Source organism: Achromobacter sp. (genome assembly GCF_032113835.1).
In the GTDB taxonomy this organism is placed as follows: domain Bacteria; phylum Pseudomonadota; class Gammaproteobacteria; order Burkholderiales; family Burkholderiaceae_B; genus Achromobacter.
Genome location: NZ_DAMCTG010000021.1, coordinates 22,637 through 47,633, shown reverse-complemented (window position 1 = coordinate 47,633; position 24,997 = coordinate 22,637). Strand labels below are relative to the sequence as shown.

General features: G+C 66.7%; 22 protein-coding genes. 12 read left to right on the top strand and 10 right to left on the bottom strand.

The window, feature by feature from the left end; genetic code table 11:
• Positions 1-78 precede the first annotated feature (78 nt).
• From RT697_RS10440 to RT697_RS10420, 5 genes are all read left to right on the top strand, one after another.
• Positions 79-468, top strand: a complete 390-nt coding sequence (locus RT697_RS10440) for a DUF488 family protein (RefSeq protein WP_313698664.1) — start codon at positions 79-81, stop codon at positions 466-468.
• Positions 469-577: 109 nt separating this feature from the next.
• Positions 578-1,240 (top strand): thiaminase II, encoded by a 663-nt coding sequence (tenA, locus tag RT697_RS10435; RefSeq protein WP_313698662.1) that lies wholly within the window; start codon positions 578-580, stop codon positions 1,238-1,240.
• Between the two features lie 52 nt (positions 1,241-1,292).
• A complete protein-coding gene (locus RT697_RS10430) occupies positions 1,293-2,057 on the top strand; it encodes a uracil-DNA glycosylase (RefSeq protein ID WP_313698660.1) in 765 nt (254 codons plus the stop codon).
• A 276-nt stretch (positions 2,058-2,333) separates the two neighbouring features.
• The gene (locus RT697_RS10425) at positions 2,334-4,133 is read left to right on the top strand and encodes a DEAD/DEAH box helicase (protein WP_313698658.1); all 1,800 of its coding nucleotides are present in this window, start codon (positions 2,334-2,336) and stop codon (positions 4,131-4,133) included.
• Between the two features lie 412 nt (positions 4,134-4,545).
• On the top strand, positions 4,546-5,733 hold the full coding sequence (locus tag RT697_RS10420) for an SAM-dependent methyltransferase (protein ID WP_313698656.1): 1,188 nt from the start codon (positions 4,546-4,548) through the stop codon (positions 5,731-5,733).
• A gap of 126 nt (positions 5,734-5,859) precedes the next feature.
• Here RT697_RS10420 and RT697_RS10415 read toward each other — a convergent pair whose 3' ends face one another.
• Together RT697_RS10415 and RT697_RS10410 are read right to left on the bottom strand one after the other, a co-directional pair.
• A complete protein-coding gene (locus tag RT697_RS10415) occupies positions 5,860-6,978 on the bottom strand; it encodes a CCA tRNA nucleotidyltransferase (RefSeq protein WP_313698654.1) in 1,119 nt (372 codons plus the stop codon).
• A complete protein-coding gene (locus RT697_RS10410; protein ID WP_409517420.1) occupies positions 6,975-9,113 on the bottom strand; it encodes a transglycosylase SLT domain-containing protein in 2,139 nt (712 codons plus the stop codon). Before RT697_RS10410 ends, RT697_RS10415 begins: the two co-directional genes overlap by 4 nt.
• Before the next feature lie 69 nt (positions 9,114-9,182).
• On the opposite strand from RT697_RS10410, the gene RT697_RS10405 reads away from it, so the two are divergent.
• From RT697_RS10405 to RT697_RS10385, 5 genes are all read left to right on the top strand, one after another.
• A complete protein-coding gene (locus RT697_RS10405) occupies positions 9,183-9,857 on the top strand; it encodes a 5-formyltetrahydrofolate cyclo-ligase (RefSeq protein WP_313698650.1) in 675 nt (224 codons plus the stop codon).
• Positions 9,858-10,082: 225 nt separating this feature from the next.
• Positions 10,083-11,513 (top strand): circularly permuted type 2 ATP-grasp protein, encoded by a 1,431-nt coding sequence (locus tag RT697_RS10400; protein WP_313698648.1) that lies wholly within the window; start codon positions 10,083-10,085, stop codon positions 11,511-11,513.
• Positions 11,514-11,515: 2 nt separating this feature from the next.
• Positions 11,516-12,490 (top strand): alpha-E domain-containing protein, encoded by a 975-nt coding sequence (locus tag RT697_RS10395; protein ID WP_313698646.1) that lies wholly within the window; start codon positions 11,516-11,518, stop codon positions 12,488-12,490.
• 13 nt (positions 12,491-12,503) lie between these two features.
• The gene (locus RT697_RS10390; protein WP_313698644.1) at positions 12,504-13,307 is read left to right on the top strand and encodes a transglutaminase family protein; all 804 of its coding nucleotides are present in this window, start codon (positions 12,504-12,506) and stop codon (positions 13,305-13,307) included.
• Between the two features lie 77 nt (positions 13,308-13,384).
• Positions 13,385-14,248, top strand: coding sequence for a proteasome-type protease (locus RT697_RS10385; RefSeq protein WP_313698642.1), 864 nt, complete (start codon positions 13,385-13,387; stop codon positions 14,246-14,248).
• 63 nt (positions 14,249-14,311) lie between these two features.
• Here the strand turns inward: RT697_RS10385 and RT697_RS10380 are convergent, their stop codons facing one another.
• The 7 genes from RT697_RS10380 to RT697_RS10350 all read right to left on the bottom strand — a co-directional run bounded on the left by RT697_RS10380 (position 14,312) and on the right by RT697_RS10350 (position 21,568).
• The gene (locus RT697_RS10380) at positions 14,312-15,082 is read right to left on the bottom strand and encodes an enoyl-CoA hydratase/isomerase family protein (RefSeq protein ID WP_313698640.1); all 771 of its coding nucleotides are present in this window, start codon (positions 15,080-15,082) and stop codon (positions 14,312-14,314) included.
• A gap of 10 nt (positions 15,083-15,092) precedes the next feature.
• A complete protein-coding gene (locus RT697_RS10375) occupies positions 15,093-16,241 on the bottom strand; it encodes a hypothetical protein (RefSeq protein WP_313698638.1) in 1,149 nt (382 codons plus the stop codon).
• Positions 16,238-17,431: a CoA transferase gene (locus RT697_RS10370; RefSeq protein ID WP_313698636.1), complete on the bottom strand. Its 1,194-nt coding sequence runs from the start codon at positions 17,429-17,431 to the stop codon at positions 16,238-16,240. The genes RT697_RS10375 and RT697_RS10370 overlap by 4 nt, the downstream gene beginning before the upstream one ends.
• A 31-nt stretch (positions 17,432-17,462) precedes the next feature.
• Positions 17,463-18,224: an SDR family NAD(P)-dependent oxidoreductase gene (locus RT697_RS10365; protein ID WP_313698634.1), complete on the bottom strand. Its 762-nt coding sequence runs from the start codon at positions 18,222-18,224 to the stop codon at positions 17,463-17,465.
• Positions 18,221-19,399 carry an aldose 1-epimerase family protein gene (locus tag RT697_RS10360; protein WP_313698632.1) on the bottom strand — a complete coding sequence of 393 codons (1,179 nt, stop codon included), beginning with the start codon at positions 19,397-19,399 and terminating at the stop codon, positions 18,221-18,223. Before RT697_RS10360 ends, RT697_RS10365 begins: the two co-directional genes overlap by 4 nt.
• A 130-nt stretch (positions 19,400-19,529) precedes the next feature.
• Positions 19,530-20,444, bottom strand: a complete 915-nt coding sequence (locus RT697_RS10355; RefSeq protein WP_313698630.1) for a sugar phosphate isomerase/epimerase — start codon at positions 20,442-20,444, stop codon at positions 19,530-19,532.
• Between the two features lie 32 nt (positions 20,445-20,476).
• Entirely contained in the window at positions 20,477-21,568 is a 1,092-nt protein-coding gene (locus RT697_RS10350) for a Gfo/Idh/MocA family oxidoreductase (protein WP_313698629.1), read from the bottom strand.
• 225 nt (positions 21,569-21,793) lie between these two features.
• On the opposite strand from RT697_RS10350, the gene RT697_RS10345 reads away from it, so the two are divergent.
• Both RT697_RS10345 and RT697_RS10340 read left to right on the top strand, forming a co-directional pair.
• Complete coding sequence (locus tag RT697_RS10345) at positions 21,794-22,846, top strand: LacI family DNA-binding transcriptional regulator (RefSeq protein WP_313698627.1); 1,053 nt, start codon at positions 21,794-21,796, stop codon at positions 22,844-22,846.
• 181 nt (positions 22,847-23,027) lie between these two features.
• Positions 23,028-24,026 (top strand): tripartite tricarboxylate transporter substrate-binding protein, encoded by a 999-nt coding sequence (locus tag RT697_RS10340; RefSeq protein ID WP_313698626.1) that lies wholly within the window; start codon positions 23,028-23,030, stop codon positions 24,024-24,026.
• 229 nt (positions 24,027-24,255) lie between these two features.
• On the opposite strand, the gene RT697_RS10335 is transcribed toward RT697_RS10340, so the two are convergent.
• The gene (locus RT697_RS10335; RefSeq protein ID WP_313698624.1) at positions 24,256-24,948 is read right to left on the bottom strand and encodes a DUF6708 domain-containing protein; all 693 of its coding nucleotides are present in this window, start codon (positions 24,946-24,948) and stop codon (positions 24,256-24,258) included.
• Positions 24,949-24,997: the final 49 nt, after the last annotated feature.

Genomic DNA, 24,997 nt, shown 5'->3' with positions numbered 1-24,997 from the left:
CAAGCCGCCGGCGCGCACGGATCCTGCGCGCGCCAGGGGTGCAGTAGACTGGCCGCACACTCAGTCGCAGGAGCCGGCATGAAATCGTCCAGCATCGTCGTGCAGCGTGTCTATGAAGGCACCGGTCCGGAAGGTCACTACCTTGCCCTGGTGGACCGCATGTGGCCGCGCGGGCTGCGCCGCGCAGACCTGGGCCTGGACGAATGGGCCCGCGATATCGCCCCCAGCGCCGAACTGTGCAAGTGGTTCAGCCACATTGAGGACCGCTGGGACGACTTCCGCGCCAAGTATCTGGCTGAACTTGCCACGCCAGAACAGCAGGCGCGCATGGCGGCTTTACTGGAAGCCGCGGGCGACCGTCCCCTCACCCTGCTCTTTGGGGCGCGCAATACCGAGCACAACCAGGCAGTGGTGCTGCGCGACGCGCTTTTCGACTACGCCCGTCATCACCGCAAGCGCGCGGCCTGATCAAACCGGCCCCCATTCCGCGATCCGCCTGCGCTCTCGCCTTATCACCCTTATGCCCCGCTGATGGCGCGCATCCCCGCGCGCCAAAGCCTTGCCCCAGAGGAATCCCATGTCTTTCAGCTCCGACGCCTGGACCCGCAACGCCGCGCTCTATGAAAAAACGCGCGACATGCCGTTCAACCGCGAACTGGCCAGCGGCCAGCTTGCCGAGGACGCGTTCAAGCACTACATGATCCAGGACGCGCACTATCTGGTGGCGTTCGGACGGGCGCTCGCCATCGCCGCCGCCAAGGCCGACGATGCCGACGGCGTGGTGCAGTTTGCCGAGGCCGCCAAGGGCGCCGTCGTCGCCGAGCGCAGCCTGCATGCGGGCTTCATGCAGCAGTTCGGCATCGACACCGCCACCTTCGAAGCCACGCCGCTGACGCCGGCGAGCCATCACTACACCAGCTATTTGATCGCCACCGCCTGGAGCGCGCCCTATCCCGTAGTCCTGGCGGCCCTGCTGCCCTGCTTCTGGATCTACGCCGAGATCGGACGCGACATCCACGCGCGCGCCGTGCGGCCCAATCCGTATGCGGCGTGGATCGACACCTACGCCGGCGACGATTTCCACGCGCTGGTCCGCGCCGTGATCGCCAGCGTGGACCGCACGGCGGAAACGGCTTCGCCGCAGACGCTGGCCGCGATGCACCAGGCGTACACCCATGCCGCACAGCTCGAATGGATGTTCTGGGATTCGGCGCATCGGCAATCCGGATGGCCGGTCTGAACGCGCTGACGGTCCGATCCGGCTGATGGGCCGGTGTGCCAAAATCGCGCCCATGCCGATCGACAACCGCCTTACGCCCAACGCCCTGGCCGCCCAGGCCGCGCAACTGCCCGCCGCCTGGCAGGCCGCCCTGTCCGCCGACCCCGCTGTCGCCGCCGCGCTGGCCGCCGCCACCGCGCATGTGGAAGCGCGCCTCGCGCAAGGCGCCGTGGTGTATCCCGCCACACCCTTTCGTGCGCTGCATGGCCTGGCGCCGTCGGACGTGCGCGTCGTGATCCTGGGCCAGGATCCCTACCACGGTCCCGGTCAGGCGCAAGGCCTGGCGTTTTCGGTGCCTGACGACTGCAAGCGTCCGCCCAGCCTGCGCAACATCTTCAACGAAATTGCGCGCGACTACCCGGACCTGAGCGTCCCGGCAGGCAACGACCTGAGCCCCTGGGCCGACCAAGGCGTGCTGCTGCTCAACACGGCGCTCACGGTCGAAGACGGCCAGCCCGCCTCGCACGCCAAGCGCGGCTGGGAAACGGTGACGGGTGCCCTGATCGCGCACGTTGCGCGCGACCCCTCGCCGAAGGTCTTCATGCTGTGGGGCGCCCACGCGCAGGCCAAGCGTCTGTTGCTTCCGCCCGACAGTGGCCACCTTGTCCTGATGTCCAATCATCCGTCTCCGCTGTCCGCCCGGCGCCCGCCCGTGCCGTTCCTCGGATGCGGCCATTTCCGGGCCACCAACACCTGGCTGCAAAACCAAGGGAAAAACCCTATTGATTGGGGGCTGGACAAAAAAATAATTCCATTGCAGAGCGAATTCAGGTTATGATCGCCGCACTGCACAAAACGAGTTCGGCATTTACCGCCTTGATTTAGCGGAATTTTTTGCAGACTGCCGGGAAGCCTATCCCCGGCCTCATGCCGAACTATCATCGATTCCTGACCCCTTTCCTTTCGCCCTGCGTTCCATCAGTACAAGAGAACGCGCCACGCGCATGGTTGATCCGGTCGGCACGATGCTCCATCAACCGTCGCCTGGATCCGGCCGCCTAATCCCCTGGCCCGACCAAGCACTGCGTCGCATTGATTGCGGCAAGGGAAAGTAATGTCTTTCGATACCCTGGGTCTCGCGCCCGCCCTTTTGTCGGCCGTTCAAGAAGCTGGCTTCACCACCCCCACCTCCGTTCAAGCCGCCGCCATTCCGCAAGCATTGGCCGGCCATGATCTGATGGTGTCCTCGCAGACCGGCAGCGGCAAGACCGCCGCCTTCATGCTGCCCGCCCTGCACCGTATCGCCCAGATGCCCGCCAACAAGGGCGTCGGCGTGCAAGTGCTGGTGCTGACCCCGACCCGCGAACTGGCCCTGCAAGTCACGGAAGCCACCGGCACCTACGGCCGCAAGCTGGCCGACCTGCGCACCGCGACCGTCGTGGGCGGCATGCCCTACGGCGCGCAACTGAAGGCGCTGTCGCGCCGCGTTGACGTGCTGGTCGCCACCCCCGGCCGCCTGATCGACCACCTGCAATCCGGCCGCGTCAAGCTGAACACCGTGCACACGCTGGTGCTGGACGAAGCCGACCGCATGCTGGACATGGGCTTCATTGAAGATATCGAGACCATCGTCGAGCGTCTGCCTGAAGACCGCCAGACGCTGCTGTTCTCGGCCACGCTGGACGGCACCGTCGCCAAGCTGGCCTCGCGCATGATGCGCGAGCCGCAGCGCATCGAGATCGCCGGCGCCAAGGAAAAGCACACCAACATCACGCAAAGCCTGCTGTACGCGGACGATGCCAGCCACAAGATGCAACTGCTGGATCACGTGCTGCGCGACGCCTCGCTGGATCAGGCCATCGTCTTCACGTCGACCAAGCGCGGCGCGGACGACCTGGCCGACCGCCTGGCCGACCAAGGCTTTGCCGCCGCCGCCCTGCACGGCGACATGAACCAGCGCCAACGCACCCGCACGCTGTCGCAACTGCAGCGCGGCCAGCTGCGCATCCTGGTCGCCACCGACGTGGCCGCCCGTGGCATCGACGTGCAAGGCATCAGCCACGCCGTCAACTTCGACCTGCCGATGCAGGCCGAAGACTACGTGCACCGCATCGGCCGCACGGGCCGCGCCGGCCGCAACGGTCTGGCCTTCACGCTGGCGACGCACTCCGAGCGCCACAAGGTCCGCCGCATCGAGCACTACATCGGCCAGTCCATCACCCCTGAAGTGATCGCCGGCCTGGAACCGAAGCGCACCCCGCGTCCGTCCACGGGCGGCGGCGGTGGTGGCAAGCCGTATGGCAAGCCTTTCGGCAAGCGTCCCGGCGGTTTCGGCGGCTCGCGCCATTCGGGCGGCTATGCCGGCAACCGCGACGGCGCACCGCGTGATGGCGCGCCCCGTGAAGGCCGTTCGTTCGGCGGCCCGCGTGGCGAGTTCAAGCCGCGCGACGGCGGCTACCAAGGCAACCGTTCGTTCGAAGATCGTCCGTTTGGCGACCGCCCGCAGCGTTCCTTCGGCGACCGTCCCAGCTTCGGTGATCGTCCCCAGCGCGAAGGCGGCTACCAGGGCAACCGTCCCTTCGGCGACCGCCCCCAGCGTGAAGGCGGCTTCCGTGGCGGCGACCGCGATTCGCGTCCCAGCTTCGGCGACCGTCCCAGCTATGGCGACCGTCCGCAGCGCGATGCCCGCCCGTTCAGCGAGCGCGCCCCGCGTGAAGGCGGCTTCCGTGGTGGCGACCGCGATGCGCGTCCCAGCTTTGGCGACCGTCCCAGCTTCGGTGACCGTCCGCAGCGCGAAGGCGGCTTCCGCGGCGGTGACCGTCCCGAAGGCGGTTTCCGTGGCAAGCCCTCGTTCGACAAGCGTCCTGGCGCCCCCGCCAAGCGCTTCGGCAAGTCGAACGATCGCCGCGGCTGATCCTCGCGTCTGATTCGAAAAGCCCCGCGGCCATGCCTCGGGGTTTTTTTTATGTCGGCGCGGTTTCGCTTCTGAACCCGGTGTCAGACACCCCGCAGCACCTTATCTCATTGACGGTCGATTCTTAGGGGTGTCAGACACCTGACCGATTCTTAGGGATGTCAGACACCTGATCGATTCTTAGGGATGTCTGACACCTGGCCGATTCTTAGGGGTGTCTGACACCTGGCCGCGTTGCCGCAAATCTAGGTGTCTGACACCCTACGGAGACGCCGTCCATGCTGCCTCGGCGCAGCATGGGTGTCTGACACCGTCGAGAAATGCATGGCGCCGGTTCCGACAAAATTCTCCCGCCAGTTCAGGGCGGAGGCTTTTTTGGGACAATGCCGTTTTGCCCACGTTTCCTGCGCCCATGCAACGCCCCGCTCCCGCCAATCTCCCCCCGCTTTCCCCCGCCGCGCTCGAACACAGCGGCGCCGCTGCCGCGCATCTGCGCGCCGCGATTGCGTCCAACGGCGGCTGGCTGCCGTTCGATCACTGGATGGCGGAAGCCCTGTATGCCCCCGGGCTGGGCTATTACGCGGCGGGCAACGTCAAGCTGGCCGATGCGGACGACGGCGGCAAGACGCCGGCCGGCGACTTCGTGACCGCGCCACAGCTCACGCCGCTGTTTGCGCGCACGCTCGCGCGCCAGGCAGCCGAAGTGCTGCGCCAGACGGACACGCACACCGTGCTGGAGTTCGGCGCCGGCACCGGCGCGCTGGCCGAAGGCGTGCTGCGCGAACTGGATTCGCTGGGCCTGGCCGGCACGCGCTACCTGATCCTGGAGGTGTCGGCGGACCTGCGCGCCCGCCAGGCTGAAAGGCTGGCCGCCTTCGGCGACCGGGTGCAATGGTTGGATGCGCTGCCCAACGCATTTTCGGGCTGCGTGTTGGCCAACGAGGTGCTGGACGCGATGCCGGTGTCGCTTTTTGCCTGGAGCGATGCGGGTCAGGTGCAGGAACGCGGCGTGGCCGTGGATGCGGACGGCGGATTCACGTGGGAAGATCGGCCGGCGCCGGCGGCCCTGGCTGCCGCCGTTGCGGCTCGCATGCCCGCGCTGCCGGGCTATGTGTCTGAAATCAATCTGCAGGGCGAGGCGTGGATCGCGGCGATGGGCAACTGGCTCGAGCGCGGCGCGGCTTTGCTGGTGGACTACGGCTTTCCGCGCAGCGAGTACTACCATCCCCAGCGCGCCGGCGGCACGCTGATGTGTCACCTGCGCCACCATGCGCATGGCGACCCCTTCACCGCGCCGGGCCTGCAGGACATCACCGCGCACGTGGATTTCACCGCGATGGCGGAAGCCGCACTTGAGGCTGGGATGCAGGTGCTGGGCTACACGTCGCAGGCCCGCTTTCTGATGAACGCCGGATTGATGGATCTGCTGGCCGGGCTGGACCCGTCCGATGCCCAGGCCTACGCGCAAGCCGTGGCGCCCGTGCAGAAGCTGCTGTCGGAGGCCGAGATGGGCGAGTTGTTCAAGGTGCTGGCCATCGGCCGCGGCATGACGGCGCCGTTGTCCGGGTTCTCGCGCGGCGACCGGCTGGGCAAGCTGTAAGCGACGAAGAGCGAGCAATTGCGCTGAGCAGCTGCGACGCGTATCTGTAGCAAGCAGCTGCGGCGAGGAACTGCAGCAAGCGGCTGCGATGGGAAACTGCGGCAAGCGCCGCAACGGCCGGCCGGATCAGCCCGCCTGCAGATCCACCAATCGCGCCAGTCGCGCCTGACGCACGCTTTCCTTGATGCGCGCCGGCTCGCCCGCGCACGCCTTGGCGATGGCGCCCGCGTCCACGCCGCGCACCGCCGCCACCCGTTCCTGCCAGGCGGGCATATCCACCGCGCGCAACACGGCCGCGGCATCCAGCAGTTCAAAGAAGCGTTCAGGCTTGCGCAGGGCGTCGGCGCGCTCCATCAGCACAAGTTGCGCATTGGCGCCGTCCGGGCCGTCCGGCATGGCGTCCAGCGCGTCCAATGCATCGAGCACGTCCGGCAGCAGGCGCGCATAGTCGTTGCATTCGGTCGGCACGCGCATCCGGCGGCCCAGCGCCTCGCGCTCGGGCGTCAGGCGGCACATCAGGGCGTAGCGGCTGGTCAGCGGCAGCCCCTGCTCCGCGGCGCGATCCACCTGCGGGCCGACTTCCTCCACCCCCTGCAATTCGGGCATCACGCGCGCCAGCGCGCCAGATTCGGCAAGCACGCCCAGCATGCGCGACGGCGTTTTCGCCATCAGGCCGCGCGACAGTTCCTTCCAGACACGCTCGGCCACCAGCGCATCGGCCTCGCCGGCCGCCACCATGCGGCGGCACAGTTCCATCGTTTCCGGCGCCACGCTGAAATCGCCAAAGCGCGCCGCAAAGCGGCCCAGCCGCAGGATGCGCACGGGATCTTCCTCGAACGCCTCGCCCACATGCCGGAAGACGCGGGCGCGCAGGTCTTGCTCGCCGTTCAGCGGGTCCACGAGCTTGCCGTCTTCGTCCTGCGCAATCGCGTTGACCGTGAGGTCGCGGCGGCGCAGGTCTTCTTCCAGCGTGACGTCGGTGCCCGTATAAAAGGTGAAGCCCTTGTAGCCGCGCCCGGACTTGCGTTCGGTGCGCGCCAGCGCATATTCCTCTTTCGTGCGCGGATGCAGAAAGACGGGGAAATCGCCCCCGACCGGAATGAAGCCGCGGCGCGTCATGTCTTCGGGGGTGGCCCCCACGACGACCCAATCGTGATCCCCAGGCCGCAGGCCCAGCAGCGCATCGCGCACGGCGCCGCCGACGATATAGGCGCGCAGGCCGTCGGTGGCCGGATCGCGCGTCATTGCGCCGCGGCGGTTTCAGTGCCCGCCGGCACGATGTTGCCCAGGCGTTCCTTCAGCGATTGCGGCTGACCGGTGAACATCGCCGCGTAGTACGTGGCGTTGGACATCACGTTCTTGACGTACGTGCGCGTTTCGGTGAACGGAATGGTCTCGGCAAAGATGGCGCCTTCGACCGGATGCGTGAACGTCGAGCGCCAGTTGCGGGGCCGGCCGGGCCCGGCGTTGTAGCCCGCGCTGGCCAGCATCTGCGAACCGTTCAGGTCGCGCAGCACGATGTTCAGGTAGTTGGTGCCCAGTTCGGTGTTGGTGTCGAAATCGTTGACGCTGCCCGGCGTGAAGTCGCTCATGCCGATCTTGCCGGCGACCCACTTGGCCGTGGCGGGCATGAGCTGCATCAGGCCCGACGCGCCCACGTGCGAACGCGCATCCATGATGAAGCGCGATTCCTGGCGGATCAGCCCGTACACCCACGCCGGATCCAGCGCGATGGCGTTGGCCTTGGCAGTGACGCGGCCCTCGAACGGCGCGATGAAGCGCTGGCTGAAGTCGAATTCCTTCTCGGTGCGGTCCGACGTGTTGACCACGCGGTCGTAGATGTTCTCGGCGCGGGCCAGTTCGGCGGCGGCCATGAGCTGGCGGTCGTTCATGCCGCGCAGCGTGAAGTTCCATTCCGGCACGGCCTCGGCACGCCAGCCCAGGCGGAACAGCAGCACGGCGCGCTGCAGGCCGGGATTGGCGCGGGCCGCGGCGATCTCGCGGTCGCTGATGGGCGCCGGACGCGGCGGCACGTTGATGCGCCGGCCCAGTTCTTCGGCCGCGAGCTGGCCGTAGAAATCGAAGCGGTCGGCGATGCTGGCATAGGCGGCCTGGGCCTTTTCCTTGTGGCCCTGCGCGGCTTGGCCGCGGGCCTTCCAGTACACCCACGCGGTCTCGGCCTGCTGCGAGGCCGGCATCTCGTCGATGGATTCGATGACCCACTTCCAGTCGATCTTGGGCTGGCGCAGCGCCGCGCGCACCTTCCAGGCGGCGTTGTATTCCGTCATGCGGATGTGGCCGGCCTCGCGGTACCAGTCGTTGGCCCGGCTGTCCAAGCCCAGCGCGGCGGCCAGCGCGTACTGCCCCCGCACCCAGGCCAGGTTCTGCTTGGACATCGACTTGGCCCATTCGCGGCGCAGATAGGAATCGGCGACGCTGACATCGGAACGCGCCAGGCGGGCCAGCGCGATCGTGACCAGTTCCTTTTCGTTGCGGCCCACCGGCATGCGGTCCTGCCGCGTGAGCCACTTCATGGGGTCCTTCATCAGGACGTCGTAGGTTTTCACGTCGCGCGGTTCGAACATGTACTGCACGAACTTGCGCGCGTCGGTGGTCTTGTTGGCCTCGATGGCGTCCCGCAACTGGGGTTCGAGCTGCTCCCAGCCCAGGATGCCGTCGGCCACGAGCTGGTCGTACAACGCCCAGCACGCGCTGCCGGGCGCGAAGACGGCCATGGCCTGCGCGGCGGTGGCGCGCTGCCCGGTCATGTGCTTGCCGTCCAGGATCGCGCACTCGATCTGCGCGTTGCTGTTCTTCACGGGCGCCAGCTTGCGCACGGTTTCGAAGTCGCCGCTGCGGGCGGCGGCCAGCAGCCAGTCGCCGCGCAGGCGGTCGGCCAGATAGGCGTCGCCATTGCTGTTGATGAACTGCTGCAGGGCCGCGACGGGCCGGCCCGAGGCGGGCGGCGTCCAGAGCTGGTAGCGCAGCAGCCAGTACTCGGGGTACATGCCCAGCGGATCGCCCTTGGCTTGCGGCACAAGCACACCCAGGACGGACCACTGCTTGCGGCTCATCGCCTCGCGGGCGGCGACCACGGCGGCCAGCGCGGGGGTTTCGGCGGTGGGCGGCAGGCCCGCCAGCGCCACGGGCGGCACCGCGATCATCGGCTGGGCGGCCTGCACGGCGGGCTGGGGCTGAGGATTGACGGCGGCGCTGCGCTGCTGCGCATCGACGGGCGCACAGGCTGCGGTGACCAGCGCCACCAGCGGGAGAAAGCGGACCAACCCGCGGTGCAGCCCGGAGCGGGCGCCGGCGGCTTGCGACGAGGATTTCTGATACCGTGGGGGCTGCTGGGCGCCTGTCTCTCGACGCACCCGCATGCTGAGCCTACGCAAGTTCGTCTTCAGCATGTTTGCCTTCATCTTCAACCCCCCGGTTACAGCCACAGCATGACTACGCAAAATACTCAAGAGGATACCGCAGTCCAGGAGCGCACGCGATTGCGAAAATTGCGCGCCGATCTGCCGGAAGACCAGCGCAGCCGAGGCGCTTTGCTCATGCGCGCACGCCTGTTCACGTGGCTGAACGTGGCCCGCGACCAGGCCGTGCAGGCGGGCAATCCGGCCCCCACGACCGTCGCCGCGTTCTGGCCCATGGCCGACGAGCCCGATCTGCGCCCCCTGCTGACGCAATGGACCGAGGCCGGCATGACCGTCGCCCTGCCCGTGGTGCGCGAGCGCAATGCGCCGCTGGCGTTCCTGCCCTGGACACCCGAGGCCGAGCTGCGCGCCGGCCCCTATGGCATCCAGGAGCCCGTGGCCGGCCCCGAACTGCTGCCCGACGTGGTCCTGGTGCCCACCCTCGGTTACACCGAACAGGGCGACCGCCTGGGCTATGGCGGCGGCTATTACGATCGCACGCTGGCCGCCCTGCGCGAACGCGGCCACGCCTTCACCGCCATCGGTATCGCCTGGAGCAGCGGCGAGCTGGATCCGGGATACGTCCCCGCCGCACACGATGTCCGGCTGGACGCGGTGCTGACCCAGGACGGCTGGGTGCCGCATGCGCCGCTCGAGGAAGGCAGGACGGGCGGATCGGTGCTGCATTCGTATCGGATGAACTGACGCACCAGCCTGACGCACCGGCAGCTTCGCCAGCGCGCACCAGCGTGGTGCGCCCGCCACCACCTCCGCGCCCGCCGCGGCGCGGCCTGTCCCCGATTGCCCCGTCGTCCGCCGTGGGGATGGCAATTCCCCCGTCTCCAGCGCATATTGACTCCAAAGCGGCCGCATCCGGCAAAGCTGGCATGCGGGTTGCTTGTAGATATACACATCTGCACCGGAGGAGCCATGAAGGACCGACCCGCCCGTCCATCCGCCTATGACGAAATGCGCGATGGCGAGAACCGCATTCGCGCCCACTACCAGGCGTTCGAGCGCTGGCACAACGAGCAGTCGGACGAGGCCATGTCCGTGCGCCGGCTCGAGGCCGACCTGAGCTTTCGCCGCGTCGGCATCACGTTCTCGGTCGCGGGCGACGCCGCCGGCACCGAACGCCTCATCCCTTTCGACCTGATCCCCCGCATCATCCCCGCCGACGAATGGCGGCTCCTGGAAGCGGGCCTGAAGCAGCGCGTGCGCGCGCTGAACCTGTTCATCCGCGACATCTACCACGGTCACGACATCGTGCGCGCCGGCATCGTGCCGGCCGAGCAGGTCTTCCTGAACGCGCAGTACCGCCCCGAGATGCAGGACGTCGACGTGGCCGAGGACATCTACTGCCATATCGCCGGCGTGGACATCGTGCGGGCGGGCGCGGGCGAGTTCTATGTGCTGGAGGACAACCTGCGCGTGCCGTCGGGCGTGTCGTACATGCTGGAAAACCGCAAGATGTCGATGCGGCTCATGCCCGATGCCTTCGGCCGCATCAAGGTCGAACCGGTGGCTCACTACCCCGACCTGCTGCTGGACAACCTGCGCGAGGTCGCGCCGCATGGCGGCGACGATCCCACCGTGGTGGTGCTGACGCCGGGCATGTACAACTCGGCGTACTTCGAGCACGCGTTCCTGGCGCAGCAGATGGGCGTGGAACTGGTCGAAGGCCAGGACCTGTTCGTCGAGCAGAACAACGTCTACATGCGCACCACGCGCGGACCGCGCAAAGTGGACGTGATCTACCGCCGGCTGGACGACGATTTTCTGGACCCGCTGGCGTTTCGCGCCGATTCCGCGCTGGGCGTGCCGGGCCTGCTGTCGGTGTACCGCGCCGGCCGCGTCACGCTGGCCAACGCCATCGGCACCGGCATCGCCGACGACAAGTCCACGTATCTGTACGTGCCCGACATGATCCGCTTCTATCTGAACGAAGAACCCATCCTGTCGAACGTGCCCACCTGGCGCTGCGGCCGGCCGGACGAGCTGTCCCATGTGCTGGCCAACATGCACGAGCTGGTGGTCAAGGAAGTGCACGGCGCGGGCGGCTACGGCATGCTCGTCGGGCCGTCGGCCTCGCGCGCCGAGGTCGAGGCGTTCCGGGACCGCGTGCGCGCCAACCCCGCCAACTACATCGCGCAGCCCACGCTGGCGCTGTCGACCACGCCCACCTACGTGGAATCCGGCGTCGCACCACGCCACGTGGATCTGCGTCCGTACGTGCTGTGCGGCAAGGAGATCCGCACCGTGCCGGGCGGGCTGTGCCGCGTGGCGCTGACCGAGGGGTCGCTGGTGGTCAACAGCAGCCAGGGCGGCGGCACGAAGGACACCTGGGTGCTGGAGGACTGACCATGCTGAGCCGAACCGCCGACAACCTGTTCTGGATGTGCCGCTACACCGAGCGCGCCGAAAACACCGCCCGAATGCTGGACGTGAACCTGCAGATGTCGCTGCTGCCGCAGGACACGCGCACGCGCGAAGGCTCGTGGCTGGGCGTGCTGCGCATTTCCGAGCTGCAGGGCCTGTATCAAAGCAAGTACGCCTCCATCTCGCCGCACGACGTGCTGCAGTACATGGTGCGCGACCCGGCGAATTCCTCGTCGATCTATTCCTGCATGCGCGCCGCCCGCGAGAACGCGCGCGCCGTACGCGGCAGCCTGACGACCGAAGTCTGGGAAACCTACAACACCACCTGGCTCGAACTGCTCAAGCACCTGCACACCGGGCTGCTGGAGCGCAATCCGGGCGAGTTCTTCGAATGGGTGAAATTCCGCTCGCATCTGGCGCGTGGCGTCACGATCGCCACCATGCTGGAAGACGAGGCGCTGTACTTCATGCGCATCGGCATGCACCTGGAGCGCGCCGACAACACCGCGCGCATGCTGGACGTGAAATTCCACGAACGCGGCGGCGCGGGCGCGCAGGACGGCCGCGTTGAACCGGCCGGCACGGCCGCCGTGCAAAGCGAGTTTTACCGCTGGTCGGCGCTGCTCAGTTCCGTGTCCGGCCTGGAGATCTACCGCAAGGTGTACCGTGATGTCATCACGCCCGACCGCGTGGCCGAGCTGCTGATCCTGCATGGCGACATGCCGCGATCGCTGCTCGCCTCGATGCGGGCGGTGGCGGGCGACCTGGCGCGCGTCTCGAATCAGCGTTCGACCGAAACCGAACGGCGCGCGGGCATGCTGTGTGCTGAGCTGCAGTACGGGCGCGTCGAAGACATTCTGACGAGCGGACTGCACCGCTACCTGGACCGCTTCCTGGACCGCATCAACGACCTGGGCAACCGGATCAGCCAGGACTTCCTGGTGCCGCTGTCGGCCTAACACGGAGCAGGCAATGAAGCAGATCATCACGCACGTCACGCATTACCGCTACACGGCGCCGGTCAACTACAGCATCCAGACCCTGCGCCTGACGCCGCGCGACGACGAGCACCAGCGCGTGCTGCGCTGGCACATCGAGGCCCCGGGCGAACTGGACAAGCAGGTCGACGCCTACGGCAACATCACCCACACCCTGACGCTGAACCGGCCGCACAGCGACATCGAGCTGCGCGTTTCCGGCCAGGTGCTGGTGGCGCCGCTGACGCGCGGCGTGCTGGGCGGCGAAGACAGCCGCCTGCCGGTGCATGCGTATTGCGTACCCACGCGGTTGACGCAGGCGGATGAAACGATTCTGGCCTTTGCGCGCTCGGTGCTGCCGAACGGGTTGTCGACCTCGGACGACATCCTGAACCTGGCCGCGGCGATCCACGCCCGCGTGGCCTACGTGCCCGGCACCACGGACGTCACGACCGCCGCCGATCAGGTGCTGGCCCTGGGCCTCGGCGTGTGCCAGGACCACGCCCATCTGTTCCTGGCGTGCGTGCGCGGCCTCGCCGTGCCGGCGCGGTACGTCAGCGGTTACCTGTACACCACCGCCGAGCATGCGGCCAGCCACGCGTGGGCCGATGTGTGGCTGCCCGACGTGGGCTGGACCAGCGTGGACATCACCAACAACCAGTTCGCCTCGGAGTGCCATTGCCGGCTGGCGGTGGGCCGGGACTACGACTCGGCCTCGCCCGTGCGCGGCGTGCGCACGGGTGGCGGCGAGGAATCGATGGAAATCAGCGTCCAGGTCCAGACCGGCGCGCAGCAGTAAGCCCGCAGCAGTAGGCAGTTACATCCGCCCCGCCGCGCCGCAATACAATGCGTGGTGGTTTTTCCCTCTTTCCGATCATGACCTATTGCGTAGCCGCCCGCCTCGACGCCGGCCTGGTGTTTCTCTCCGACTCCCGCACCAACGCGGGCGTCGACCAGATCAGCGTCTTTCGCAAGATGACCGTTTTCGAACTGCCGGGCGAGCGCGTCATGGTCCTGATGACCTCCGGCAATCTGGCGGTAAGCCAGGCCGTGCTGAACGTGCTGACCCGCCAGCGCGAGGAAGGCGCCGACACCCTCTGGAACGCACCCGACATGTTCGCGGCCACGCGGCTGGTGGGCGCGGCGGTGCGCGAGGTCTACCGCAGCGAGGCCGCGGCCCTGCACGAGCAGGGCGTGGATTTCAACGTCAGCATGATCTTCGGCGGCCAGATCGGCACTGAGCAATGCCGCCTGTTCCAGGTGTATTCGGCGGGCAACTTCATCGAGGCCGGCCAGGAATGCCCGTATTTCCAGATCGGCGAGGCCAAGTACGGCAAGCCCATCCTGGACCGCGTGCTGCAGCCCGACACCTCGCTGGACGAAGCCGCCAAGTGCGCGCTTATCTCCATGGATTCCACGCTGCGCTCGAATATCTCGGTGGGCGTGCCGCTGGACCTCTTGGTGTACACCGCCAATTCGTTGCGCGTGACGCACTTTGCCAGCATCGACGAGCACAACGAGTACTTCCGCATGATCCGCGGCTCCTGGGGCGAACGCCTGCGCCAGGTCTTCGCGGAGATCCCGGATCCGTCGTGGACCAACCCCGACGCGCCCGGCTCGCTGGTGCCGCCCTCGCGCGTGCACCAGCCGCTGCGCATGGAGCCCGTCAACACCGCCCACGCCCCCTACGCAACGCCGCAGGTGCTGGCCGAAGACCCGGGCAAGGACCAGCCCAACTGAGGCGCCTCCGACCGCGCGGAGCCGCCCCATTCGTTAGCGCCCCATTCGTCAGCGCCCCACCCGTCAGCGCCGCTCGAACTTAGGCGCGCGCTTTTCTTCAAATGCCTTGCGGCCTTCCTTGGCGTCGGCGGTGGCAAAGCAGATCGCCTGCAGATCGCGCTCGTATTCCACGGCCTTCTCCAGCGGCATCGACAGCGCGGCGCGCAGATTGACGCGTGCCGTCTCGGCCGCAATCGGCGCGCGCGAGGCGATGGTGGCGGCGAGCGCCTGCGCGCGCTCGCGCAACTGCTCCTGCGGGACCACCTCGCTCACCAGGCCCCAGGCCAGCGCCTGCTCCGCGCGGATGGGATCGCCGGTCAGCACCATCAGCGCGGCGTTGCTCGGGCCGATCGCATGGACAAGCTGCGCCGTCATGCCGCCCCCACCGATCCAGCCCAGCTTGATCTCGGGCGCGCCCAGCCGCGCGTTGTCGGAGGCGATGCGGATATCGCAGGCCAATGCCATCTCCAGGCCGCCGCCGAAGGTATAGCCGTTGATCGCCGCCACCGTGGGCTTCTTCAACATGCGCACGCAATCGCAGTAGTCGAGCCGATTGCGGAAATCCCAAGGCGTCGCGTAGCGGTCGAGCTCGGTGATGTCCGAGCCGGCGCAGAAGGCCTTGGGCCCCGCGCCGGTCAGGATCACCGCGCGCACCTGCGCGTCGGCATTGCATTGCTCCACCGCCGCGATCAGCAGGTCCGCCATCTCGGGCGTCATCGCGTTCAGCTTCTCGGGACGGTTGAGTTCGATGATGGCGACATGGCCATCGATACTGAGATTGACGAGTGCGCTCACGTCGACATCCTTATGCTGCGGGGTGCTTGGGGGTGGCGGCCAGGCTGGCCTCGAAACGCTCGGTCAGGCCGCGCGCCAATGTGTGTGAGGACGCGCGGGCCGCGACGCCGTCACGCAGAAACTGCGAGGCTTCGCTCTGGAAGGCGATGTAGCCATCGTGACGCGGCCGGATCGACGCGGCTTCAAGCGTGCGGGCCGTGTTGGCATAGAAGTTGCCGCTCGCCGCATTCACGTTTTCATCGGTCCAGCTGCCGCGATGGCTGGGCTGTCCCTCGTGCTGCGGAATGAAGCGGCTTTGCGTCTCGGCGGCCAGCAGCCACAACAGATGCGCGCGCAATTCCGGCCCCACGATGCAACGCCGAGATATCGCAATGCCGGTGCCCCCGAGGATTGAGCCGGGCCGGCCGGCATCGGCCTGGGGCGCGTCGCGGAACGTAAGCGGATTGGCGACTGCGGCCGTCGCGTAGTTCACGTAGCCATAGACCAGCGGGCAGAGCGTGATGTCATCGCGCGAGCTCATGTGGCCGAGCAGCGCGATCGGGTTGTACGCCAGGGCTTGCGCGGGCGTGCGTCGTGCCAATTCGATGAGCACGTCGCACGCGCCGGCGAGCGTCGCCTCGTCGTGCCAGGCGCCGTGCGGCCGCAGGTCGGCATCAGGCGCAATGGCGGCGGCGATCGACAGCAGCGACAAAAACGGATGCGGACCGCCCCAGCTGAGCGCGACCGAACCGCTGCGTTGCGACAGCGTCAGCACCTCGTGCCAGGTGCGCGGCACAGGGCCGTCGAGTCGATCAGCGCGCGTGGCCATCACCTGCGTGGCGGCGTCCAGCGGCAGCGCCCATTGGCGATCGGCCATTCGATAGCTGTCGTACGACAGCCCGATGCTGTCACGTGCGATCCGCGCCAGTTCGTCGGGCGCGAACACCGTGTCCAGCGCCTGCAGGCAATCGTGCGCCAGCGCTTCGCCCAGATGCGGGTGATCCAGCACCACCAGGTCGTAGCGCGCGCAGAGTTCGGCAATGGGCGCCGACTCGAAGCCTTCGAGCGATTGCTTGTCCCAGTGCACCAGCGGCGTGTGGGCGGTCGCCGCGTGCAGGGCATTGAAGCCGCGCGGGTGATCCCATGTCAGGCCGCGATACGGCAGCGCGCGCTCGCTCATTCCGAAGCCCCGCGCAGCACCGCGCCCGAGGCCGCATGCGCGGCGATCTCGTTATCGCTGAAGCCAAAATCGCGCAGCACTTCGTCGGTGTGCTGACCGGTGAGCGGCGCGCCGCGCACCACCTGGCTCGGCGTTTTGGAAAAGCGGATCGGGAAGCCCGGCGTCTTGATCCGGCCTTCGGTCGGATGGTCATACTCGACAAACGTGCCGTTGTGCGCGATCTGCGGATCGTCGACCAGATCGGCGTACCCATACACGGGGCTGCACCAGATGCCGGCGGCATCCAGCTTGGCGAACCAGTCGGCGGTCGAGGCTTTTGCCAACGTGTCGCGCACCAGCGCGTAGATCTCGTCGCGCTTTTCCCAACCGTCGCGCTCGGTGTACGCCGCCAGGCGCGGCTCTTCGGTCACGCGCGCCAGCACGTTCATGTCGGGCATGGCCAGCGCCAGATAACCGTCGGTCGTCGCGAAGGTGCCATAGGGCGCGCGGATATATACGTGGGCATGCGGCTCGGCACTGCGCACCTGCGGTTTGTGCCCCACGGTGTACACCGAAAGCTCCTGCATCTGGATCGTGGTGATCGCATCCAGCATGTTGACCTCGACCTTCTGGCCTTCGCCGGTGCGCTCGCGGTGCAGCAGCGCGGCCAGCACGCCTTCGAAGGCGCAATACGCGGTGACGGCGTCGACCACATACTGGCCCGCCGCGCGGGGCGCTTCGCCCGCCCGGCCCGACGACAGCATCGCGCCCGACATCGCCTGCAACAGCAGATCCTGCCCGGGGCGCGTGGCATACGGGCCGTCTTCGCCGAAGCCCGACATCGATACATAAATAAGACGGGGATTCAGGGCCGACAGGGTCTCGTAGTCCACCCCCAGGCGGCCGGCGACACCCGGCCGGTAGTTCTGGATGAACACATCGGCCTGCGCCGCGAGCTTCTGGATGATCTCCTTGCCGCCGGCGCTCTTCAGATCGATCGCGAGCGAGCGCTTGTTGCGGTTCAGCGAAAGGAACGACACGTTGATCTTGTTGCCCGTGATGCCGCCGGCGGGCGCGTGCCGCTGCCATTCGCCGGTGGGCGGCTCGATCTTGATGACGTCGGCGCCTAGGTCGCCCAGGCGCTGCGCCGCGAACGGCCCCGCCATGGCGATGGAGCAGTCCAGAACCTTGTAGCCAGAAAGAATGCTCATTGCTTCTACCTTTGCGTGGCGCCGATGCGCCTCAATGCATGACCCAGCCGCCGTCCACCGCCAGCGTCTGTCCGGAAATGAAACCCGCCTCGTCCGAGGCAAGGAACAAGATGGCCGCGGCGATGTCGCCGGCGTGCCCGCGGCGCTTCACCGACTGGCGTTCGAGCACCATGCGGTTGTAGCCCACGGGATCGGGATGGATCTTCTCGGCGTCGGTCGGAAACGCGCCCGGCGAAATGGCGTTGACCGTGATGCCCCACTTGCCGAATTCGCGGGCGAAGGCGCGCGTTGCGCCCACCATCGCGCCCTTGGACTGCACATAGGGCAGCAGGTTTTCCCAACCGCCCGACAGCGTGATCGACGAGATGTTGATCACGCGGCCCCACTGCTGTTCGCGCATGCCCGGCAGCGCCGCACGCACGATCTGCACGGCCGCCTCCACATTGACACGGTGCACGCGCGCCAGCTCGGCATCGCTGTATTCCTCGAACGGGCGCGAGGGATAGATTGCCGCGTTGTTGATGACCACATCGATCGTGCCCTCGGCGGTCAGCCGCTCAAGGTGCGATTGCAGCGCGCTGGCGTCGGCAAGGTCGGCCTGCAGGATCTCAAGCTGGCCGGCGAACTGCGCCGGCACCGTGCTGCGCAAGCGATCGATATGCCCGGGGTGGTTATCGAGCGCGATCACGCCGGCGCCCGCTTCCAGCAGCGCAATCGTGGTTTCCACGCCAAAGCCGCCCGCCGCGCCCGTGTACAGAATGCGGCGGCCCTGCAAGGAGAAGCGCGCGCTCATTTGCGCCCCGCGATGGGCGCAAAGCGCCCCGATAGCGGCGGATAGTCGGCCTCGGGCTGCACCGCGATCGCACGGATGCGGGCTTCGCAGGCAGCGATGTCGGCAGCCGAACCCAGCACACTGAACGTGGTGTCGTAGCAGCGCTCGTCGCCATGCTCGAGCCAGATGAGCTCATTGCGTTCGCGCGCCGCGCCCTGGCCCAGCACATGGTTGGTGGAGGGTTCGATGCCCATCGCGTATTGGCCCGACTGCAGGTTCTGCCATTGGTACTGGCAGGGGAATTGATGCTTGTAGGTGCTGACCTGCATGCCCAGACCCAGCGCATCGTTCACCAGGGCCACCGGCACGCTGCCGTCGGCCGCGGCCGCCATCTCGTGCTGCCACACCTGCTCATGAAAGCCCTGCTGCGGCGCCGGCATGCGGCGGTAGCCCACGCCCTGCTTGCGGTAGTCCTGCTCGTGCGCGGCCCACACCACATCGCGGATCGGCGCCAGATAGCGTGAATCGACGTCCAGCACCGGATAGCCCAGGTTGATGTGATAGCAGAGCATGTGCGGCGTGCGGTAGAAGCCGCGATTCACGACACGGTCCGACAGCTTGATGTCGTTGGTGCCCACCTCGATCTCGATGCGGCGGTGCAGCTCGAGGTGCTCGCCGAACACGGTGCCCTGGCTCACCACGCCTTCGGCCCACAGCACGCAGCGATCGCCGTCCCAGCGTTCGCCATAACCGGTCAGCCGCGCGGGAATGGTGCCGACGCGGCCATGGATGGATTGCTTGGCCGTCTTGCGGGGGCCGTACACGTAGTTGTCGGCGGGCGCGTCGTACATGAACAGGATGTGGTCCAGCCCGCAGGTGATCATGAGGCCCGAGAACGAGCGCATCCAGCCCAGTCCGCCCTCGCCTTCGTAGTCATGCAGGCCGGGATGGCGAAAGCCCGACGGCGATTGCCATCCCATGGCCATACCGCGATATTCGCAGTCGGCGATGTCCATCGCGCGATCCACCAGCGCCGTGAAACGCAGGCCTGTGCCGCTGCGGAACTCCAGCATGCGGATGCCGCGTTCCAGCCCGTCGTCCAGCGTCATCAGGCGTACGCCGGCAAACTGCGCAAGCTGTCCGGTGCGCGCCTCTACGTCGCGGCGCGTCATCCAGGTCCCGTAAATGTCAGGCATGAGTTCTCCCTGGCGGATGCGCGGGCGCGCGTCCACCGGTGTCGGTGTTCGGAATCGTGTTCGAGCGGCGCGCCGCGGGCCTGGTTCGAGGATGGCCTCGCGGCGCGCCGGTACTGCTTGCGGCGCCGGCCTACAGACCGTTCACGCGCAGCCGCTCGTCAAGGAAGGCCTTGGCGCGCGGCACGTCGTCTTCGGTCAGGTGTTCGATGATGATGGGAATGTTGGGGTGCTTCTTCGCCAGGCGCTGCAGGTACAGGTCGTAGTTGAGCGCGCCCAGGCCCGGCGCCGGCAATTCGATCTCGCCCACGCCACGGAAGGTATGGCTCTCAGCCGCGCCCTCGTCACCGATGTCGCTGTGCTTTTCCGACTTGTCATCGCCCGAACGCTTCACGTCCTTGGCATGCGCGATGCAGATCTTGTCGGAGAGCGCGTCGAACACCTGATTGAGCGTGCGGTCCATGTGGTCGATGTTGTGCGCTTCGAAGAAGTTCGTCGGATCCATCAGCAGGCCCAGTCCCGGGTGATCCACCTCGGCGAACATGCGCAGCGTTTCCTCGACCGATCCCACCACGTTGTTCACGTAGGTCTCCAGCAGGAACACCGCGCCATGGTCATAGGCATGTTGCGACAGCTCGCCGATCACCGCGCGGCACTGGTCCCAGCCTTCCTCGGTCTTGTTCTTGGGGTGATGCACCCAGTCGCTTTCGGTGTCGAACGTGCCGGTTTCCGAGATCACGTAAGGCGAACCCAGCTGGCGCGCGTGCGTGAGGATCTCCTTGAGATAACCGTTGCGGCGTTGGCGCTCGGCGGGATCGGGATGCACGATATTGGTATAGGCCGAGATGCAGGACACCGGCAGGTTGTAGTGGCGGAAGGTGTCGCGGATCTGCGTGCATTTCTGCGCGGTCAGCTGCCCCGGGCCCAGCTCCATGTCCTTGAAATGCAGGTCCAGCTGCACGGTGTTGAAGCCGTGCGAGCGGATCACCTTGGCGGTGCGCTCCAGCTCATAGGGAAAGTAGCCCGAGAAGATTCCGGTCTGGATCATGAGGGTTGTCTCCGTCTGTTTTTTCTGTCTGGTTATTCGACAGCCGGCAGCCGTACTGTGCGGCCTTCGGCGATGGACGTGTACGCGGCCTCGACCAGCGCCATCGTGCGTACGTTGTCGGTCACGCTCAACGCAGGCTCGGTGCCGCTGGCCAGCGCGTACTGCAACTGTTCCATCACGCCGATGAAGGCATGCGGAAACCACATCGTGTCCCACGTGGGCGTCACCCAACGCCCGTCGGTGTGGCCCTCGGCCGCGCGCGAGGCGTAGCTCAAGGTCGACGGCTCGCCGGTGGGCCAGCCGATGGTGCCGCGCGCGACGCCTTCGGTGCCTTCCACGCGCCAGCGGATGTGCTGGTCGTCGGGGTATCCCTCGGCCCGCGGACCCGACCACACGTCTTCCAGCGACAGCGCGAGCAGGCCGTTGCCAAAACGCAGCATGGTGGTCACCAGCCCATCCTGATGCGCGAACTCGGTGCGCGGATCGGGGCGCGTGATGCTGGTGATCTCGGTGGGCTCGCCAAACAGATAACGCAGCGCATCGAGGTGATGCACGCTCATGTTCGAGAGCGTCAGGCGGTCATAGCCACGCAGGAAGTCCTGCCAGTGCGGGATCGCGTGCATGTCGATCTGCGCGAACACCGGCGTGCCCAGCACGCCCTGGTCGAGCAGCTGCTTGAGCGTGCGCATCGACTGGTCGTAGCGCATGTTCTGGTTCACCGACAGGATCTTGCCGGCGGCCCGCGCCTCGTCGCGCAGGGCGCGGGCTTCTTCCAGCGACAGTGCAAGAGGCTTCTGCGCCAGCACGCCGCGCACGTGCGGGGCGCGCAATGCGGCGCGGATCAGCGCAGGCTGCTGGTCGGGCGGATACGCAATGTCCACGATCTCGATCTGCGGATCGGCGATCAGGGCCAGGGGATCGTCATGTACCCGCGGAATGCCGTAGCGTTCGGCGACCGCGGCCGCTTTGCTGCGGGTACGCGATGCGATCGCCGCCACCGTGAAGCCGGCCTGCTGGTAGGCCGCCAGGTGGCACTCGGCCATGATCATGCCGGCGCCGATGCAGCCGATGCGAAAGCGCCGTTCCCGAACGGGCGGGTCGGGCACCAGGGTAGGGTTCGACATGTGCTCCTCCTGCCGGCCTGGTATGCACTGTCGACTGCCTGGCATCCTGCCGTGCTGTGTTTGATGTATTGAGCCGCGATAATCACATCAAAACAATCAGGGGTAAAGACGGCTGCCGCTCATAGGGCCGTCGAGTTACCTTTTTGATCTCGAATGATTGCAAATGATGGCTTATGATGGCCGCGCTGCCATCGTCCTGATGGTGTATCGAGAGCCTGATCCCGCATGCGCCCCACCATTTCCCTCATTGCCCGTGAAGCCGGCATGTCCACCGCTACCGTGGACCGGGTTCTGAACGACCGCGACGGCGTGCGTGGCAAGACACGCGACCGCGTGCTGGCGATTGCCAATCGCCTGGGCTACTTCGTCCCGGGCGCCGAGGCCGCCAGTCAGGACGTGCGGGTCGATTTCGTCTTGCCCGCCGGCACCAACAGCTTCATGACCGCGTTGGGCCGGCACCTGCTCGAAGAAGCCGCCGCCCGCCCCGACGTGCAGGCCCGCCTGCATCTGATCGAGGGATTCGACGCCAACAAGCTCGCGAAAAAGCTCTACGAACTGCGCGAGCAGACGCAGGCGGTTGGCCTGGTCGGGCTGGACCATCCCCAGGTACGCGACGCCATCATGGCGCTGCGAGACAGCGGCGTGCATGTGAGCACCCTGGTGTCGGACATACCGATCTCGGCGCGCCTGGGGTACGTGGGCATCGACAACCGCGCCGCGGGCCGCCTTGCCGCGCTGTTGCTGGGCCGGTTTCTGCCGCAGCACACCGAACGCAAGGTCGCGGTGTTCGTGGGGTCATTGGCCTATCGCGGCCACGAAGAGCGCGAGATGGGCTTTCGCTCGCTGCTGAGCGAAGAGTTTCCGCACCTGCGCATCGCCCACACGCTCGAGATCGGCGACGACCGCGACCGCGCCTTTGCCGTCACGCAGGATCTGCTGCGCAAAGACCCGCCGCACGCGATCTACAACATCGGCGCGGGCAATCAGGGCATCGCGCGGGCGCTGAAGGAGGCGCGGCCGGCGGAGGCATGGCCGAACGAGGTTCGAGCGAACAAGGCGGCCTCAGCCCCTCGGATCGTCTACGTCGGCCACGATCTCACCGAAGCCACGCGCCGTCTGTTGCTCGATCGCACCATGGACGCCGTGATCGACCAGAACCCGCGTGTCGAGGCACGCGAGATCGTCAAGCTGCTGGTGGCGGCGGTGAAGGGCGCACCCGAACCCAGCTACCTGCCGCGGCTGCAGGTGATCTTCCGGGAAAACATTCCGGAGCCGTGATGCGTTACAGGCACGCTTTTTAGCGCTTCTGCGGGCAAGTCCGCGTAAACCCTCCTTTCCGCGCGCCGAAGCCCGGCTTGCGAATCCACGAATTCCCAACCTCGCCCTTGTCGCGCCACACTGCCGATGCCTGCCCGCCATGCGCGGCATCGCGGGCCGAAGAGACTACAAGGAGCGAGACATGTCCCACCCATACGCGCGCGCCCTCAAGCGCGCAGCCTGGCCCATGGTGGCTCTGTCCTGCCTGGCCTTTGGCAACGCCGGCGCGCAGGGAACCTACCCGAATCACCCGATTTCACTGGTGGTGCCGTTTGCCGCAGGCGGTCCCACCGACGTCGTGGCCCGCAGCCTGGGCGCCTCGATGGCCAAGACGCTGGGACAGAGCATCGTCATCGAAAACCGCACCGGCGCCGGCGGCACGCTGGCCTCGCAGTACGTGGCGCGTGCCGCGCCCGATGGCTACACCTTTCTCATCCACCACAACGGCATGGCCACGGCGCCCGCGCTCTACCGCAAGCTGTCGTTCAATCCGCTGACCGACTTCGCCTATGTCGGCCAGGTCGCCGACGTGCCGATGACCCTGCTGGGCCGCAAGGACCTGCCGGCCGACGGCATGGCCAACTTCATTAAGTACGCCAAGGAAAACGGCAACAAGATCAACCTGGCCAACGCCGGCCTGGGCGCCGTGTCGCAGCTGTGCGGCATGCTGCTGCAGGAGTCGCTGGGCGTGCAGTTCACGACGGTCCCCTACGCCGGCACCGCACCGGCCATGACCGCGCTGCTGGGCGGACAGGTGGACGTCCTGTGCGACCAGACCACGCAAACCATCCCGCAGATCAAGGCCGAACGCGTCAAGCTGTACGGCGTCACCACGCTTGACCGCATCAAGACGCTGCCCAACGCGCCCACGCTGAAGGAAGGCGGCCTGAAGGACTTCGAGGTCAAGGTGTGGCACGGCGTCTACGCGCCGAAGGGCACCCCGCCCGAGGCGATCGACAAGTTCAACGCCGCGCTGCGCGCCGCGCTGAAGGACCCCGTCTTCACGCAGAAGATGGCCGAATTGGGCGCCGAGATCGTGCCCGAAGCGAAGCAGACGCCCGAGGGTCTGCAGACGTGGCTGAAGTCTGAGGTCGACAAGTGGGGCGGCGTGATTCGCAAGGCGGGCGTGTACGCGGATTGATGCTTGCCACGGCGTCCCCAGTGCGCCAACGTAAGCCATGGCTAGCCCGATTTATGCCGGCGCAAGAGTGCTGGCATAAATCGGGCTTTGCTCAAATCAACATGGAATCGGTTGGGGACACGCCCCGCTCCATCACTAGAGTTGAGCCTGGCGCGGGTGTCCAGACTCATGACGCCATCGCGTGCGAGTGGTTTTACGGCTGAATGCGGTCGCCCCTGCCAAGGGCCGGCTACTGGGCTTCTTCAAAGCCACACAACTCGTCAATGTCTTTTGGGAACTGCGCGTACGGCACGTTGTATTGAACAAAGGCCTCCACGCTGTCCGGGATAGCATTGATCAATAGCCAGCCAAGCCAAAGCGGGATAGTGATCGGCGCTTTCAACATGCCGTAGGGCTTGGCGAGTGTGCGGCGCAAACCTGCGAGCCAGTCTCGGTACGGTTGGAGGGCTTTCTGTTTGCGGCTTAGTCGAGGAGGCAACGGTGCAGGTTCAGGCAAGCCTTCGGGACCGTGGGTCATAAAGGCCTGAAGATAGGCCCACAACGCCTTGGCCGATCGGTCGCCGACCGCTACTCCAATGTTCCCACATGCCACACAGATCTCGGTGGGTGGAGTCATGGCTAAATCCACGCCGAACAGGTACAGCGGATGTCTGGACGTATTGATGGTGCCCGAAAATATCGGAATGTAGCCGGCCAGAGCCTCGATGTGAGCCCAATCGATAACGTGAAGTCGTTTATCTCTGGGAAAGACGTAATACAGCTTCTGGGTACGCCGATTAATTCGAACATAAGCGCCACGGGTTCGATGCGCTCCGCTGGCAAAGTAAATCAGTGTCGTGACTGCAGGCAATGCGGGTGCGGCCATGATAATCGAAAGGTAGTTTTCGAGATTCGAATTCTCCTCGTTCAGAATGGCCAGCATCAAGATGACCCCCGCTATCGCTACCACCACACCGAGCCCGATATGTCTG